This is a genomic window from Achromobacter sp. 413638, assembly GCF_043119405.1.
Classification (GTDB): Bacteria; Pseudomonadota; Gammaproteobacteria; order Burkholderiales; family Burkholderiaceae_B; genus Achromobacter.
In genome coordinates, this window is sequence record NZ_JBICCO010000071.1 from 1 (window position 1) to 15,833 (window position 15,833).

A 15,833-nucleotide genomic window follows, 5' to 3' on the forward strand; every position below is an offset into this window, starting at 1 on the left:
CCCCCCCCCCCCCCCCCCCCCCCCCCCCCCCCCCCCCCCCCCCCCCCCCCCCCCCGCCGCCGGCGCGGGCGAGCCGACGGCGCTGCAGCGTTTCATCGCCAGCCACTATGACGACCTGCGTTGCCGGCTGGTGGCCTACCTGGGCAGCGAGGACCTGGCCGGCGACAGCCTGCACGATGTCTGGCTGCGCCTGGCCACCAGCCAGGCGGCCGAGGTGCGCAATCCGGGCGCCTACGTGTTCCGCATGGCCTGCAACCTGGCCGTGGACGGCCTGCGCCAGGGCTGGCGCGAAGTCGGCCAGGACGGCGATGACGCCGGCCTGCTGGCCGACGACGCGCCGGGTCCGGCGCAGGTGGCCGAGGCGCGCTCGGAGCTGCTGTCCTGCATGCGCGCCCTGCAGGCCTTGCCCAGCCGCCGCCAGGCCATCCTGCTGGCCCGCAGCGTGGAAGACCTGTCGCCGCGCGAAGTGGCGCTGCGCTACGGCATCACCGTGGACAGCGTCATGGGCGAGGTGCGGCGCGCGCGCCAGACGCTGGGGGCGCCGCAGGCGCTGCGGGCGGGCGCGGGGTCACGCCAGCCTCGTTGCCTGTCGGCGTAGGACATCCGCCGCTCAGCCGTCCTGTTCGTGGTTCGTGATGAAGTCCGGGGGCAGGGCCGGCCCCCAGACGTACAGCGCGTCCTCGGGCGGATGGTCGGTCGCGGGCCATGGCGCGCCGGGCGCGACGAAATCGATGTCGTAGGAATACTCGGCGTAGCTGCCCCAGGGGTCGCGCACGTAGCGGAAGTAGTTGGAGCCCAGCACGTGGCGGCCGACGCCCCAGCCTTCGCCATGGCCCGCCGCGCTCATCTGTTCCATGCCCAGGCCCACGTCATCCAGCGAGGCCACGCACCAGCTGGTGTGGTGCAGGCCCAGGCCGCCGGACTTGGCCAGCGCGATCAGGTGATGGTCGCTGCCATGCGGGCTGTGCAGAAAGGCGATCACGTCGCCGGACGTGTCCGACACGCGCAGGCCGAGCATGTCCACATAGAAGCGCGTGGCCCGCGCCACATCGGCGCTGAACAGCAGGATGTGCGACAGGTACAGCGGCTGAACGCGCGGCGCGCGGCTGCGGGCGGGGGCGCGGCCGGCATTGGCGCAGGGCTGTGGCGGGGTCTGCGGCGCCGGCGCCGACGGCGAGGACTTGGGCGCGGCGCGCAGCTGTAGCGGCAGGCCGTCGGGACCGGCGATCCAGATGCCGCCATCGTCCGCGCCGGCGGGCGCGGTGATGCGCGCGATGCCCTGCTGATCCAGGCGTTCGGCGAAGCGCGGCGCGTCCCCCGCGTGGATGCCCAGGCTGAGCCACAACAGCCGCTTGCGTCCCGCCGCCTGCCGGATGCGGCCCCAGCGCTGCGGATGGCCGAAGGCGTACAGCGCCAGGCCGCCGTCCTCGTCGCGCACGTCCAGGCCGAAGCTCGCATAGAACTGCCGCGCGGCTTCCAGGTCGGGAACGCTGAACACGAACTCGTCCACCGAATGCACGGCAAGCAGCGCCGTGGCCGCGGTCGATGCGTCTGGGGTCATGGCTGTCTCCATTGCGGGCCGGCATCATGGGCCGGCGCTCGCGGTTGTCACTGCTCGACGACGATCTGCTTCGCCTGGTCCTGGTACAAGGGCGGCGCGTCGGCGCGGGCGCCGGCGGACAGCGACAGGCGGGCGGCGATGCGGAGGCGGCGATTCTTCATGGCGGGTCTTCCTGGCCGGGAGGGGGCGGCAATGGGAACGGGGCCTCAGTCGAGCTGCAGGCGCGCGACCATGGGGCCGAACTGCGCGAATTGCCGGTCCAGCAACTCACCCATCGCGCCGGGACTGGACCCGCCGGGCTCTGCGCCCAGGTCCGCCAGGCGCTGGCGCACGTCGGGCTGGCGCAGCGCATGCGCGACGGCGGCGTTGATGCGCGCGACCACCTCGTCCGTCGTGCGGGAGGGTGCGAGCAGGCCGTTCCAGCCTTCCGTCTCGATGCCGGCATAGCCCAGCTCGCGGGCCGTGGGCGTGTCGGGCAGGGCGGGCGAGCGCTGCGGCGAGGTGACGGCCAGCGCGGTCAGCGAGCCGGCGCGGATGTCGCTCAAGGACGAGGACAGCTGGTCCCCGCCCATCTGAATCCGGCCCGCCAGCATTTCGCTCTTGAGCGGCGCCGCGCCCTTGAAGGGCACATGGATCATGGTGGCCTGGGCCTGCTGCTGGAACCACTCGCCGAACACGTGGATATAGGAGCCGGGGCCGGTCGATCCATAGGCGTAGTGCGCGGACGGCTGCTGCTTGAGCAGGGCGGCGAACTCGCGCAGGTCGCGCGCCGGCACCGACGGCGTGGACGTGATCACCAGCGGCACGTTGGCCACCACGCTGACGCTGCGCAGGTCGGCCGAGGGATCGAAGTTCAGCCGCTTGGCGCGTTGCGCCACCAGCGCGGCCAGCGGGTAGGAGATATTCGCCATCAGCACGGTGTAGCCGTCCGGCGCGGATTTTGCGACCGCGTCCGCGCCCAGCAGGCCGCCCGCGCCGGGGCGGTTCTCGATCACGACGGACTGGCCGAGCTGTTGCGACATGGGCGCGGCGATCAGCCGCGCGATCAGGTCGGTGGTGCCGCCGGCGGCGAAGGGCACCACGATCTTCACGGGCCGGGCCGGCCAGTCGGCGGCCTGGGCCAGGCCCAGGCACGAGGCCAGGCCGGCGGCCAGCAGCAGTTGGGTCCAGCGGCGTCGGACGGCGTTGCGCGCAGCGGCGGCGGGATGGGTAGCGGGAGTTTGCATGGCGGACATTCCAGGATTCCAGAGGGAGATCGGAACTACGCGGTCCGGCGCCGCCGGACCGTCATGCGCGCGGGACGTTCAGCCGGCTTTCGGCTGGTCCAGGATGTGATTGCGCAGCAGACCGATGCGCTCGATCTCGACTTCGACCGTGTCGCCGGCCTTCATGTAGAGCTTGGGCGTGCGGCCGAAGCCCACGCCGGCCGGCGTGCCGGAGAAGATGATGTCGCCGGCCTGCAGCGTGATGGCCTGGCTGACGGTGGAGATCACCGTGGCCACGTCGAACAGCATGTCCGTGGTGCTGGCTGACTGCACGGTGGCGCCGTTCAGCCGGGTCTCCAGGCGCAGCCCGCGCCCGCCCGGCGGCAGCTCGTCGGCCGTGACCACGTAAGGGCCCCAGGCGCCGGTGCCGTCGAAGTTCTTGCCGACCGTCCATTGCGGCGACTTGAACTGGTACTCGCGTACCGAGATCTCGTTGCCGGCCGCGTAGCCGAACACGTGTTCCAGCGCGCGGTCCTTGGGAATGTCGCGGCCGCCCTTGCCCAGCACCACGACCATCTCGCCCTCGAAGTCCAGCGAGTCGCTGAGGGCGGGGCGGTGGACGATGGCGTTGTGGGCGCCCAGGCTGGTCGCCACGCGCAGGAACAGCGTCGGGTAGTCGGGCTGTTCGTAGGGGCTTTCCTTGGTGTGGTCGGCGTAGTTCAGGCCCACGCACAGGATCTTGGGCGGCTCGATCGACGGCGACAGGAAGACGGCCTGGTTCGGATCGACGTGGATCGTGGCGGCGGCGGCCAGGCGCTGGAAATCGGCCAGCCCGAGACCCTGGCGCAGCAGCACGCCCAGGTCGGTCCCGGGGGCGGCCAGCAGGGTCAGGCGGTCTTGTTGCAGGGCGGCGGCGCAGGGCGCGCCATCGATTTGGACGGTGGCCAGTTTCACGGGATCTCCAGGGTCTGCGTGGTAGCCAAAATAATATGTATTAGGTAAAAATATATATATTCTGGTTTTCCCTGCACAGATTGAATTTCATAGCTGGCACGGCTATCGTCACGCATGCTTTCCGCCCCGCCTTCCTTTCGCACCGCCGCGTCCGCGCTGGCGAACGACATCCGCGCCGACATCATCTCGGGGCATCTGCCGCCGGGCGGGCGGCTGCGCATCAAGGAATTGTGCGAGCGCTACGGCAGCGGGGCGATCCCCTTGCGCGAAGCCCTGTCGCGGCTGGCCACCAGCGGTTTCGTCGTCGCCGAGGACCAGCGCGGCTTTCGCGTGGCCGACGTATCGGCGGCCGAACTCACCGACATCACCGACACGCGTATCCACGTGGAGTGCGAGGCGCTGCGCCGCGCCATCGCGCAGGGCGGGTTGGACTGGGAAGAGCGCCTGGCCGGCGCGCATTACCGGCTGGGCCGGGTGGCGCTGCGGCTGCCGGACGACAGCGGCCTGAACCCGGAATGGGAACAGGCGCATGCGGCCTTTCATTCCGCGCTGATCAGCGGCAGCGGCTCGAATTCACTGATCGCCATCGCCGAGCTGCTGCGCGACCAGACGGCGCGCTACCGGCATCTGTCGGTGGCGGGCGCGTCCGGGTCCGCGCCGGCGCCCGGACGCGACGTGGCGCGGGAGCACCGCGAGCTGCTGGAGGCCACGCTGGCGCGCGACGCGGTCCGCGCCTCGGACCTGCTGGCCGAGCATCTGCGCCGCACCACCGAGCTGGTGCTGGCGCACGCGTCTCGGCAATGGGGCGCGCGCTAGGGTTTCAGGCGCGCCGTCGCCTGCCGGTCAGCGATTGATGATCATCGTGTAGACCGGCGCTTCCCGCGAGCGGTCGACGAAGATGTACGCCGTGCCGTCCGAGCAGAAGTTCGCCACTTCCGCGCCGCCGCCGTCTTCCAGTTGCACCCGGTTGTCGATCTGCAGCAGCAGCCTTCCGGCGGGCACGCCCTGCGCGCCGTTGGCGGTCCAGTACGGCACGCCGCCGAACTTCGTGCGCCATTCCGAGGCCCAGTCATGCGGATGCGCGATCTCGTCCGGCAGGCCGTCGTGCAAGCCGTAGTCGTAGAACGCGGACTCCAGCTCGGCGGGCGCGCCATCGTCCGCGATGCGCCAGTCGGCCACGACGAGTTCCGGCAGGATTTCGGGCGCGCCATCCTCGGCATGCGCGGGCGGCGCGGTCGGACCGTCCGCCAGTTCCGCGCGCGGCACGGTGAAGACCGCGTTGGCGCCGCCGTCCTCTTCCCAGAAGCTGCAGATGCTGTCCCACTCGCACTTGAATGCGTACAGCACCTCGTCGGCCCGCAAGGGCAGCGCGGGCGAGGCCTCGTCCGCCGCCGGCCCGGGCGCCTGCAGCAGATGGCTCATGGGCCGGCCGCATTCCGCGCACAGCGGCCAGCGCGCGACGGGCAGGCCCCAGGGCAGGCCGCCCAGCTTGTGCGCGAGACCTTGCGCGGCAACGGCGCGATACCGGGGGTAGTGACTGAGCATGGGAACTCCTGGGAAAACAACGCGAGAAAAAGGGCGCGCGGCGCGAACGGGCCGCCGGCCGGCCATCATTATTCCAGACGCGCCATGACGCGCATGCGTTGGCAATGCGCGACGTTTCGCGCCCGACGTGTTGCCCGCGTTCATGAGCGCGCGCTAGAATTCGCGCTCTCTCCATCAAGCGTGTTTTCCCTGGAGCCACACGTGTCCCGCACTTTCGTCACTCGCTAATCGCCGACGACTGCCGCAAGCAGCTCGATCCGGCGCGGTCTGCGCCTGCATGGGCTGCGGCACTGCCTGCGTTCCCCCAGCCTGCCATGAGGCTGCGCGCGGAACCCGACACCCGCTTCCTTTTTCCCGCGACTCTGCTCCCTCCTGGTTCCAGGCGGGACAGCGACCTGACACGCGCCCGCATCGTTCGTCGGCCCTTTCCTGGTCCCAGGCCCGTGCGCGCCAATAACGCGGCGGGCGACGAATCATGCATCACGACGATATCCATCCCATCCTGAAGTACCCGCGCACGCCGCATCTCGAAGGCTCGCGGCTGCAGCCCGGCGACAGCGCCGCCGACCAGGCGCCGCTGGCCTCGCTGGCCGGCCGCCACGTCGTCATCGAGGAAAAGCTCGACGGCGCCAACGCCGGCCTGTCGTTCAGCGGCGCGGCCGACCTGCTGCTGCAATCGCGCGGCCACTACCTGACGGGTGGCGGCCGCGAACGGCAGTTCAACCTGTTCAAGCAATGGGCGGCCGCGCACGAGGCGCGGCTGCTGCACGCGCTCGAAGACCGCTACGTCATGTATGGCGAGTGGACGTACAGCAAGCATTCGGTGTTCTACGACTGCCTGCCGCACCATTTCCATGAGTTCGACGTCTATGACCGGCGCGAGGGCGTGTTCCTGTCGACGCCGCGTCGCCACGCGCTGCTGGGCGGTTCGCCCGTGCTGTCGGTGCCGGTGTTGTACGCCGGCCCGATGCCGGCGCGGCCCGCGCAGCTGCGCGCCCTGCTGCGGTGGTCGCTGGGCAAGAGCGCGGCCTGGAAGGACAGCCTTCGGCAGGCCGTGGCGCGCGAGGGGCTGGACTGGGACCTGTGCTGGCGCCAGACCGACGGCGCGGACCTGTCGGAGGGGCTGTACCTCAAGATCGAGGACGATCGCCAGGTGCTGGCCCGCTACAAGTTCGTGCGCCGCGACTTCGTGCAGACCATTCTGGACAGCGGCTCGCATCATGCGAGCCGCCCCATCGTGCCGAACGGGCTGGCGCCGGGCGTGGATCTCTATGCCGAGCGTCCCTGCGTGACCTGGGAATCGCTGGGGCTGCGCACGATGTTCGGGCTGGACGCGCTGGAAGCCGCCGCCAGGCCGCGCAAGTGAGCGCGGCGGGCGGGCAAAATAAACAAATCGGGAGAACCGACATGAATTGGAATCAGATGCAGGCGCTCGTGCCTGCCCCCGGACAGGCGCCGGACTACGCGCGCTGCCTGGAAGCCTTCCCCGTGCTGGAGCAGGCCAAGGCCACGCCTCAGGAGCCGCGCTATCACGGCGAGGGCGATGTGTGGACGCATACCTGCATGGTGGTCGACGCCTTGCTGCAATCGGCCGACTATCTGGCCGCCACGCCGAACGAGCGCGGCGTGCTGTTCTTCGCCGCGCTGCTGCACGACGTGGCCAAGCATCGCACCACCGTGGTGGATCCGGTGACGGGCCGCATCGGCCAGCCCGGCCATTCGCGCAAGGGCGCGGTCGACGCGCGCATCCTGTTGTGGGAGGCCGGCGCGCCCTTCGCCTTGCGCGAGGCCGTGTGCCGGCTGATCGCGGTGCATCAGGTGCCGTTCTACTGCCTGGAGGACGCGCGCCGTTCGGTGTCGCCGGCCTGGACGGTGCACGAGCTGTCCTGGCAGTTGGACATCCGCCTGCTGGCGGCGCTGGCCGAGGCCGACATGCGCGGCCGCATCTGCGCCGACCAGGCGCGCGTGCTGGACAGCATCGAGCTGTTCCGCGAGCTGGCGCGGGACGAGGGCTGCTACGGCGCGCCCAAGGCCTTCGTCGACGCGCACACGCGGCTGAGCTATTTCCGTGGCGCCGACGTGCATCCGGACTATCCGCTGTTCCAGACGCCCGGCTCGAAGGTGACGCTGATGTGCGGCCTGCCGGCATCGGGCAAGGACTCCTGGGTGCGCGAGCATCGCCAGGGCCTGCCCGTGGTGTCCTATGACGACGCGCGCGAGGCGCTGGGCCTGAAGCATGGCGAGAACGACGGCAAGGCGGCGCATCACGCGACGGACATGGCGAAGGCGCTGCTGCGCGAGGCCCGGCCCTTCGTGTGGAACGCCACGCACCTGAGCCGGCAGATGCGCTCCAAGGCGCTGGACCTGTGCTACGCCTACGGCGCCGAGGTCCGGATCGTGTACCTGGAACAGCCGCGCGACGAGCTGTTGCGGCGCAATGGCAAGCGCGACACCACGCTGAGCAACAAGGCGCTGCTGGGCATGCTGCACCGCTGGGAACTGCCGGTTCCGAGCGAGGCGCATGAGGTCCGTTACGAGGTCGAGGGCGCGGCCGCGTAGCGTCTCGCGGGCCGCCGGCCTGGCCGCGCGGCCCTACGACTAAAGTCCGATGCGCCCGTCCGGGCGCATCGCTAAGCTCTGGAAAAAATCCCTTCTAGTGTCCGCCGCGCAACCCGGCTCGCGGCCCGCCACGTCTCGCCTTCCGGCCACTGGCGTGCGTCATCGCGTTGTGGGCACGCTTCCAGGAAGCCCAGACATGAACCGCATCTACAAGCTCGTCCGCCACCGTGTCACGGGGGCGTGGATCGTCGTATCCGAAATCGCGCGCGGGCGCGGTCCGGGGGGCGGCGTCCGGCGCGCCCGTGCGGCCGCTGTGCGGCGGGGCGCGTTGTCGGGCCAAGGCTGCTTGCGGCCGGCGGCGCTAGTTGCGTTGCTGGCCGTTTCCGCCTTGTTGAACGTGAGCCGGGCCCAGGCGCCGTCGATCACGCCGGGAGGGGGCGTCGGCCAGGTCAGCGTGCCGGCATTCCAGGACGTGGCGACCTGGGACTATGGATCCGCGGCGTTGGAGGTGGGCCGCGTCGCGGGGGACTACGGCTCGCTGGACATCAAGAACGGCGCGCTGGTCAAGAGCAATGGCGGGCGGCTTGGAACGGTGGAGGACTCCTCGGGCAGGGTGGACCTCGACAAGGCGGAGTGGCGCGCGGGCAATGGCCCCCTGGTGGTGGGAGAGGCCTGGAGTGGCATGGTGGTACTCCTCAACGGCTCCAAACTGACGAGCGGAGCCGCCTACCTGGGGCGTCAGGCGAAGGCATCGGGCACGGTGGTGGTGGGTCAGGCGTCGGAGTGGAACGTGGGCGCCGGCCGGATCCTGCTGGGCGAATATGGCAGCGCTTATCTGTTGATGGACAGCAAGGGCAAGGTGGCGGCGGGTTCGATCCGTCTGGCCGACCAGCTGCTCGCACCGCCATTGCCCAACGAGACCAATCCCTCCGCGGGACTGATGGCGTCGGGCGGGAGCATCGTCGAGACGGGGCAGATCGAGGCCGGCGATGGAGCGCGCGCATCGGCCACCTTCAATGATGCGATCTTGCGCTTGACGGGCGATCAGTCGAACCTGTTCATGGGGTTCAAGCAAGGATCGGTTTCGATCGATACCGGCGGCTTGACCATCGACACGCAGACGCATGATGTCGGCCTTGCCATCGGCTTGCAGGGAGTAGGCGGACTGACCAAGGCCGGTTCGGGCAAGCTGACGCTTGGCGGCGTGAACAGCTATGCCGGCAGCACCGATGTATTGGAGGGCACTCTGGCCATCGGGCCAGGTGTCACGCTGGCGGGCGGCGAGGGCAATCTGGCGCGGGACGCGGGCACGCAGGCATCGGTAACAGTCACCGGGGCGGACGCGAAGTGGGACACGGGCGCCAAACCCATCAACGTGGGCCTTGCCGGCAAGGGCGAGTTGACGATCACGCAGGGCGGCAGCGTCAAGAGCGTGGGCGGCAACATCGGGGTGAAAGGGAGCATGCCCAGCACGGCGACCGTGGCGGACCAGAGGTCCGAATGGGATCTGGACAGCGGCATGCTGGTGGTAGGCCAAAACGGGGCGGGGATCTTGACCATCAAGGCGGGGGGCAAGGTGCGCGGCACTGCCTCGGTGATCGGCCATGACCCGTCCTCGTCCGGCACGGTGACGGTGCAGGACGCGGCGTGGGATATGGGGAGCGGTACGTTGATCGTGGGCAGATCTGGCGCTGGCGCGCTCAACATCGAGCAGGGCGGCGTCGTGACCAGCGGCACGGCCTTGCTCGGCGCCATAGCCGGTTCGTCGGGCTCGGTGACCGTGGCGGGAGGCAACGCCAGATGGAGCCTGGGCAGCGGCAGCCTGATGGTGGGCTACGGAGGGCCAGGCACGCTGATCATCAAGGACGGCGGCAAGGTGATGAGCGATCTGGGGGCAATCGGAGGCGGCCCGACCGGCGCAACGGGTTCGGTAACGGTCAGCGGGAAAGATGCCGAATGGGATGCGGGATCGGCCTCGGTAGTCGTGGGCGTCACGGGCAGCGGGACGCTGAGCGTCCTGAATGGCGGCAAGGTGAAGAGCAACGGCGGGACGGTCGGGCAAGCCTCGTCGGGCGCATCCGGCGCGGTGACGATCAGCGGGCAGGATGCCGAATGGAATACGGGAACGGGGCAGCTGCTCTTGGGCATGGGCGGCTCCGGCGCCTCGCTGAGCATCGATGACGGCGGGCGGCTGACCAGCAACGGCAGCATCATCGGCAAAGGGAACCACCCGGCGGGAAGCGCCACGGTCATCATGCGCGGCCGCCGGACTGTCTGGGACGCGCAGGTCGGCGGCAATCGCTTTGAGGTGGGCCTGTACCAGGGCGGCGAGCTGCGTGTCGAGCAAGGCGCGCGGCTGCTGACCAGGGAGGCGAATGTCGGGTACGCCGTCAGCACGCCGGGCGAGTCCGGCCGCGTGACCATAAGCGGGGCGGATTCGGAGTGGGACGCGGGCGCGAACGCCATCGTGTTGGGCAGCTATGGCGGCAACGGCGAACTGGCGGTCCTGAACCAGAGCCGGGTCAAGGCTGGCGCGATCATGGTCGGCGGTGATTCCGCCAACCCGGGATCGGATGGCACGGGCGTGTTGCGCATCGGCGCCGGCGCCGTGATCGAGACGGGACAGGTCGCCACACTCGCCGCCGGCACCGGCTCCGTCATCGCCGATGGCGGCCTGCTGCGCCTGACCGGCGACCAGCCCGGCCTGTTCGCCGGTTTCAAGGCCGGCGACATCAAACTGGAGGCGAACGGCCTGACCATCGACATCAACCGGCCTTATAGCGCCACCGCCGTTGCCGGCCTGTCGGGTGCGGGGGGGCTTACCAAAACAGGCATGGGCACGTTGATACTGGACGCGCCAAGCAGCTATCAAGGACCGACCATCGTCGACGAAGGCGTGCTGCGGGCGGGCGCCAACGGCAGTTTCGTCGCCAACGGCAGCTATCTCATCAATAGTGCCGGCGCGCTGGACCTGAACGGCAAGGCGCTGACGATGGGCCAGTTCGGCGGGAGCACGGGCACCGTTTTGCTGACCGGCGCCACCCTCACCGTCGACCAGGCGGCGACCACGACGTTCAACGGCTTGCTTGTCGACTCAGGCGGCCTGATCAAGCGCGGCGCAGGGACGCTGACGCTGACGGGTACGACCTCCTATTTCGGCGACACCGAGGTGTACGGCGGCAGCCTGCGCTTTGGCAAGGGCGGCAATGGCGGCTCCGCCTCGCTGCCGGGCAGCGCCACGGTCCACGCGGGCGAACTGGCGGTGGACGACGGCACGCGACTCAAGATAGACGGGCGCCTGACGCTGGCCGACGGCGCCAGGCTCTCGCTCGCGGCCCAGGCGCAGGATCCGGCCTTGCGGGCCGGCGAGGTGAAGATCGGCAACAACGTCGCGCTCAACCTCTCCGGCATCGCCAGCCTGGATGGCACGCCCCGGACGCTGATCGCCTCGGGCGACCGGATAGACGGCGACTTCGGCGTCATTTCGGTGGGCGGCGTCGCCGGTCCCGCGGACTATCTGACGGTCAACACCAGCAAATCACCGGACGGCAAGGCGTACCGGGTCGCCTACGACCTGAGCTGGACGGCGGCCAACAACCTGGCGCATGGCAGCTTCACCGTGGACGGCCTGTTCACCGTCGGCGTCGGGCTGACCGACCAGAGCGTCACGGCGGGCAGCGCCTGGAACGGCAAGACGCTGACCAAGGCGGGCGCCGGCACGCTGGTGCTGACCGGCGACAACCGCTACACCGGCGGCACCCGCAACACGGCCGGCGTCTTGCAGATCGGCGACGGCGGCCTGACCGGTTCGATCCTGGGCGACGTGGTCAACGACGGCACGCTGGTCCTGAACCGCGCCGGCGCGCTCACGCTCGCGGGCAATATCTCCGGCGCCGGCGGCTTGCGGCAGATCGGCGCGGGCGCCGTGACGCTGGCGGGCGACAACAGCTATGGCGGCGGCACCGAGCTGCGCGCCGGCGCCTTGCAGGTGTCGCGCGATGCCAATCTGGGCGCGGCATCAAGCGCATTGGTCTTCACCGGCGGCTCGCTGGCGACGACGGCGGACTTCGCCACCAGCCGGTCGGCGACGCTGTCGCAGACCGCCGGAATCGACGTCGCGGCCGGCACGACGCTGGCGATGAGCGGCCAGCTGTCCGGGCCGGGCAGCCTGCTCAAGACCGGCGACGGCACGCTGCGGCTGACCGGCGCGGGCAACGCCTACGGCGGCACCCTGGTGCGCGCCGGCACGCTGATCGGCGATGCCGCTTCGATCTCGGGCGGCATCGGCAATGCGGCCACGGTGGTATTCGAACAGGCCGCCGATGCGCGTTACGGCGGCGACATCGGCGCGCTGGACGGCGCGCGCGGCCTAATGGTCAAGCGCGGCGCGGGCACGCTCACGCTGGGCGGCATGTCCGCGCTGGACTGGTCCGTCGAGGCCGGCGGCCTGGTCACGTCGGCCGAGCGGCTGGCGGGCGACGCGGCCATCGCGAGCGGCGCCTCGCTGACCCTGGACCAGGCCGGCGACGCCGCCAACGCCAGCCGCTATTCGGGCGCGGGCGCGATGATCAAGACCGGCGGCGGCATGCTCACGTTGAATGCCGACAGCAGCGCTTTCACTGGCAGCACCGTTATCGGCGACGGCGGGCTGCGGCTGGCCGACGGCGCGAAGCTGGGCGGCAGCCTGCGCGCGCGGGCCGGCACGACCCTGAGCGGCACGGGCCAGCTGGGCGCGACCACCATCGACGCCGGCGCCACGCACGCGCCCGGCAATCCGGCCGGCGCGCAGGCGATCGCGGGCGACTACGTGAATCGCGGCACCCTGCTGATCACCGCCACGCCGGCGGCGCAGAGCCGCCTGGACGTGGCGGGCCGGGTCGATATCGGCGGCGCGACGCTGGACCTGCGCCTGTCGCCCGACGACGCGGCGGCCTGGCAGCCGCAGGCCGGCCCCTTTGTGCTGATCTCCAAGCAGGGCGCCGGCGCGGTCGAGGGCAGTTTCGCCAGCGTGCGCAATCCGCTGTTGTTCATGGACGCCAGCGTCAACAGCGCGGGCGGCGACGGCAACGACGTCACGCTCAACCTGACGCGCAACAGCAGGCAGGCGGGCAGTCCCGCCAGCACCGACAATCAGCGGGCCGTGGCGATGGGCATCGACGCCTTGCCGCAAACCCATGAGATTTGGCGCGCCTTCATGCTGAGCACCGGCGCCGACAGCGCCCGCCAGGCGCTGAGCCAGCTGTCCGGTGACATGCACGCGGGCGTGGCGTCGGCTCTTGCCGCGCCCAGCCTGGCGCCGGCGTCGCAGAACGGGCTGGCCGCGCTGCGCGGCAATCTGTCCGCGCCGCTGGCCGCGGGTGCGCCCACGGCGGCGGCCGGTCTGAGCGATGCGCCAGCCTCCTCGGCGGCGCTGCCGCGCGCCGCGACTTCGCCCATGTGGGCGCAACTGAGCGGCGACTGGCGGCGGCTGGCCAGCGACGGCAACGCGCCCCGGCTGAACCAGAGCAGCACCAGCCTGACGATCGGCGGCGACGCCGCCGTGGGCGGCGGCTGGCGCCTGGGCGGCGCGTTCGGCTATACCGATGCCCGCCTGAGCGCGCGGGACCGCGCCGCCAGCGCCAAGATCGGCAGCTACACGGCCACGCTGTACGGCGGCAAGGGCTATGCGCTGGGCGCGGGCACGCTGAACCTCACGTTCGGCGGCGCCTACAGCTGGCACGACATCGATTCGCGCCGGCAGGTGCGCTACGGCAGCCTGGACCAGAAGCTGACCGCCGGCTACCACGCCAGCACCACGCAGCTCTTCGCCGAGACGGGTTATGCGATGAAGCTGGGCGATGCGGTGGCGGTCGAGCCGTTCGCGGGCCTGGCCTGGAGCGATCTGCGTGTGCGGGGTTTCAATGAATCGGGCGGCTCGGCGGCGCTGTCGGGCCAGGCGCAGAAGCAGCGCCTGACCACCAGCCTGGCGGGCGTGCGCGGCCAGTGGCAGCCCGAGGGCACGGCCATCGCATTGCGCGGCATGCTGGGCTGGCGTCATGCGTTTGGCGGCCTGTGGCCCTCGGCCACGCTGGCCTTCGACCAGGGGCCGGCATTCAGCGTGGCGGGCGCGCCGATCGCGCGCGACGCGGCGCGGGTGGAGCTGGGGGCGGACCTGGTGGTGGTCCGCAACCTGACGGCGGGCTTGAGCTACGCCGGCGAGTTCGGCGGCGGCAGCCGCCAGCACACGGGCTCGCTGGACCTGCGCTGGCGGTTCTGACGGGGCGCAGGCTCTCTACAGTTCCAGCTTCAGCCCAGGTGCTCCACGTTGCCGCAGACCGAGATGCTCTGGCCGCTGATCATCGCGCCTTCGTCCGAGCACAGGAAGGCGACCTGGTTGGCCACGTCCTCGGGCTGCGTCATGCGGCGCAGCGACACGCTGGACACCAGCTGCGCCCGCATCGCGTCGTTGCTGACGCCGCCGGCGGCGGCGCGCGCGGCGATGACGCGCTCGACCCGTTCGCCGGCCACCACGCCGGGCAGCACGGAATTGACGCGGATGTTGGACGGGCCCAGCTCCATGGCCCAGGTCTGCGTCAGGCCGGCCAGCCCGAACTTGCTGGCGCTGTACGGCGTGCGCAGCGAGAAGCCGAGCCGGCCCGCCACCGACGAGATATTGATGATGGCGCCGCCGCCGGCCGCGCGCAGCAGCGGCACCGCGCCGCGCGCGCACAGGAAGGCGCCGGTCAGGTTGACGTCCAGCGTCTGGCGCCAGGCGTCCAGCGTGGTGTCCTCCAGCCGGCTGGTGGGGCCGGCCACGCCGGCGTTGTTGACCAGCGCGTCGAGCCTGCCCCATCTTTCGGCCAGGTCGCGGTACAGGTCCAGCACCTGCGCTTCGGACGACACGTCGGCCACGCTCACGCTCAGGTTCGGATGGCTGCCGGCCAGGGCGCGGCAGGCGTCGGCGTCCACGTCGCAGGCATGCACGCGGGCGCCGGACGCCAGGAACTTGCGCACGATCGCCAGGCCGATGCCGTTGGCGCCGGCGGTGACGAGGATGTGCTTGTCTTGCAGGGATAGGCTCATGGGCATCTCAGGTTGCGTGTGGCGGGGCGCGCTCAAGCGGCGAACTCGGGCCGGGGGCCGTCCGTGCGCGGCAGGCCCATGATCTGGCGCGCTTCCGCCGGCGTGGCCGGCTCCATGTCCAGCTCGCGGATGATGCGCACGATGCGCTCGGTCAGCTGCACATTGGTGGCCAGTTCGCCGTGGCGGTAGTACAGGTTGTCTTCCAGGCCGACGCGGGCGTGGCCGCCCAGCAGCAGCGCGCTGATATTGGCCTCCAGCTGCGACGGGCCGATGCCGCTGACGCAGAACACGCTGTTCTTGGGCAGCAGGTCCACCATCATCTGCAGGTGGCGCGGCGAGAAGGGCATGGCGTTCTGGAAGTTGCGGTGCACGTTCATGACCAGGTTGATGAAGGGCGGGCCGTCGTCCAGCCCTTCTTCGATCAGCGTGGTGGCGTCCTGGATGATGTGCGTGGGGCTGAACACCTCCCACTCGGGCTTGATGCCACGCGCCTTCATGCCGGCGGCCAGCTCGCGCGCCTTGCTCAGCGGCGTGTTCATCAGGTATTCGCGGTCGCCGAAGGCCAGGTTCAGCGTGGTGGCGTCCAGCGTGCACATCTCGGCGCCGGCGTCCATGCCCTTGAGCCGTTCCTCCCAGGCGATCTCCCAGTTGCCGGGCGAGGTCTCGCGGATCATGTCGCCATGCACGCCGCCGCCGGTGGAATTGTTCAGCACGATGTCGCAGCGCTCGCGGATGCGCTGGTTCATGTCGCGGTAGATGGCCGCGTCGCAGGTGGCCTGGTCGTCGGGCCGGCGCGCATGCAGCGCGACCACGCTGGCGCCGGCGTTGTAGCAGCGGTAGACGTCTTCGGCGATTTCGGCCGGCTGGGTGGGCAGGTGGGGGTTCTGGCTCTTGAAGGCCATGCCCCCGGTGGGGGCGATGGTCACGATCACTTTGCGTTTTGCCAT

11 protein-coding genes and 1 pseudogene are annotated in these 15,833 nt (G+C 70.6%); 6 read left to right on the plus strand and 6 right to left on the minus strand.

Annotation, left to right across the window (positions count from 1 at the left end):
- Positions 1-598, plus strand: a 598-nt coding sequence (locus ACEU5R_RS23680) for an RNA polymerase sigma factor (RefSeq protein ID WP_392412058.1), incomplete at its 5' end; no start/stop codon positions are given.
- Positions 599-610: 12 nt separating this feature from the next.
- Here ACEU5R_RS23680 and ACEU5R_RS23685 read toward each other — a convergent pair.
- From ACEU5R_RS23685 to ACEU5R_RS23695, 3 genes are all read right to left on the minus strand, one after another.
- Positions 611-1,561 (minus strand): VOC family protein, encoded by a 951-nt coding sequence (locus ACEU5R_RS23685; RefSeq protein ID WP_392412059.1) that lies wholly within the window; start codon positions 1,559-1,561, stop codon positions 611-613.
- A 206-nt stretch (positions 1,562-1,767) separates the two neighbouring features.
- Positions 1,768-2,787 (minus strand): Bug family tripartite tricarboxylate transporter substrate binding protein, encoded by a 1,020-nt coding sequence (locus ACEU5R_RS23690; protein ID WP_392412061.1) that lies wholly within the window; start codon positions 2,785-2,787, stop codon positions 1,768-1,770.
- 78 nt (positions 2,788-2,865) lie between these two features.
- Positions 2,866-3,720 carry a fumarylacetoacetate hydrolase family protein gene (locus tag ACEU5R_RS23695; RefSeq protein ID WP_392412063.1) on the minus strand — a complete coding sequence of 285 codons (855 nt, stop codon included), beginning with the start codon at positions 3,718-3,720 and terminating at the stop codon, positions 2,866-2,868.
- Between the two features lie 114 nt (positions 3,721-3,834).
- Here ACEU5R_RS23695 and ACEU5R_RS23700 point away from each other — a divergent pair, with 114 nt between their 5' ends.
- Positions 3,835-4,536 carry a GntR family transcriptional regulator gene (locus ACEU5R_RS23700; RefSeq protein ID WP_103276145.1) on the plus strand — a complete coding sequence of 234 codons (702 nt, stop codon included), beginning with the start codon at positions 3,835-3,837 and terminating at the stop codon, positions 4,534-4,536.
- 27 nt (positions 4,537-4,563) lie between these two features.
- On the opposite strand, the gene ACEU5R_RS23705 is transcribed toward ACEU5R_RS23700, so the two are convergent.
- On the minus strand, positions 4,564-5,265 hold the full coding sequence (locus tag ACEU5R_RS23705; RefSeq protein WP_392412066.1) for a hypothetical protein: 702 nt from the start codon (positions 5,263-5,265) through the stop codon (positions 4,564-4,566).
- A gap of 475 nt (positions 5,266-5,740) precedes the next feature.
- On the opposite strand from ACEU5R_RS23705, the gene ACEU5R_RS23710 reads away from it, so the two are divergent.
- From ACEU5R_RS23710 to ACEU5R_RS23725, 4 genes and pseudogenes are all read left to right on the plus strand, one after another.
- Positions 5,741-6,631 (plus strand): RNA ligase family protein, encoded by an 891-nt coding sequence (locus ACEU5R_RS23710; RefSeq protein WP_103276143.1) that lies wholly within the window; start codon positions 5,741-5,743, stop codon positions 6,629-6,631.
- Positions 6,632-6,672: 41 nt separating this feature from the next.
- Positions 6,673-7,824 carry an AAA family ATPase gene (locus tag ACEU5R_RS23715; RefSeq protein ID WP_392412069.1) on the plus strand — a complete coding sequence of 384 codons (1,152 nt, stop codon included), beginning with the start codon at positions 6,673-6,675 and terminating at the stop codon, positions 7,822-7,824.
- Between the two features lie 196 nt (positions 7,825-8,020).
- A pseudogene (locus ACEU5R_RS23720) lies at positions 8,021-8,149 on the plus strand (ESPR-type extended signal peptide-containing protein); the annotation flags it as partial.
- A 45-nt stretch (positions 8,150-8,194) separates the two neighbouring features.
- The gene (locus ACEU5R_RS23725; RefSeq protein WP_392412102.1) at positions 8,195-14,080 is read left to right on the plus strand and encodes an autotransporter domain-containing protein; all 5,886 of its coding nucleotides are present in this window, start codon (positions 8,195-8,197) and stop codon (positions 14,078-14,080) included.
- A 29-nt stretch (positions 14,081-14,109) separates the two neighbouring features.
- Here ACEU5R_RS23725 and ACEU5R_RS23730 read toward each other — a convergent pair whose 3' ends face one another.
- Complete coding sequence (locus ACEU5R_RS23730; protein ID WP_392412070.1) at positions 14,110-14,886, minus strand: SDR family oxidoreductase; 777 nt, start codon at positions 14,884-14,886, stop codon at positions 14,110-14,112.
- Positions 14,887-14,918: 32 nt separating this feature from the next.
- A complete protein-coding gene (locus ACEU5R_RS23735; protein WP_392412072.1) occupies positions 14,919-15,833 on the minus strand; it encodes a 3-keto-5-aminohexanoate cleavage protein in 915 nt (304 codons plus the stop codon).

Excerpts from the sequence above, each read along its gene's own strand:
- ACEU5R_RS23685 (WP_392412059.1), bottom strand. The coding sequence starts at position 1,561 with ATGACCCCAGACGCATCGACCGCGGCCACGGCGCTGCTTGCCGTGCAT.
- ACEU5R_RS23690 (WP_392412061.1), bottom strand. The coding sequence starts at position 2,787 with ATGCAAACTCCCGCTACCCATCCCGCCGCCGCTGCGCGCAACGCCGTC.
- ACEU5R_RS23700 (WP_103276145.1), top strand. The coding sequence starts at position 3,835 with ATGCTTTCCGCCCCGCCTTCCTTTCGCACCGCCGCGTCCGCGCTGGCG.
- ACEU5R_RS23705 (WP_392412066.1), bottom strand. The coding sequence starts at position 5,265 with ATGCTCAGTCACTACCCCCGGTATCGCGCCGTTGCCGCGCAAGGTCTC.
- ACEU5R_RS23710 (WP_103276143.1), top strand. The coding sequence starts at position 5,741 with ATGCATCACGACGATATCCATCCCATCCTGAAGTACCCGCGCACGCCG.
- ACEU5R_RS23715 (WP_392412069.1), top strand. The coding sequence starts at position 6,673 with ATGAATTGGAATCAGATGCAGGCGCTCGTGCCTGCCCCCGGACAGGCG.
- ACEU5R_RS23730 (WP_392412070.1), bottom strand. The coding sequence starts at position 14,886 with ATGAGCCTATCCCTGCAAGACAAGCACATCCTCGTCACCGCCGGCGCC.
- ACEU5R_RS23735 (WP_392412072.1), bottom strand. The coding sequence starts at position 15,833 with ATGGCAAAACGCAAAGTGATCGTGACCATCGCCCCCACCGGGGGCATG.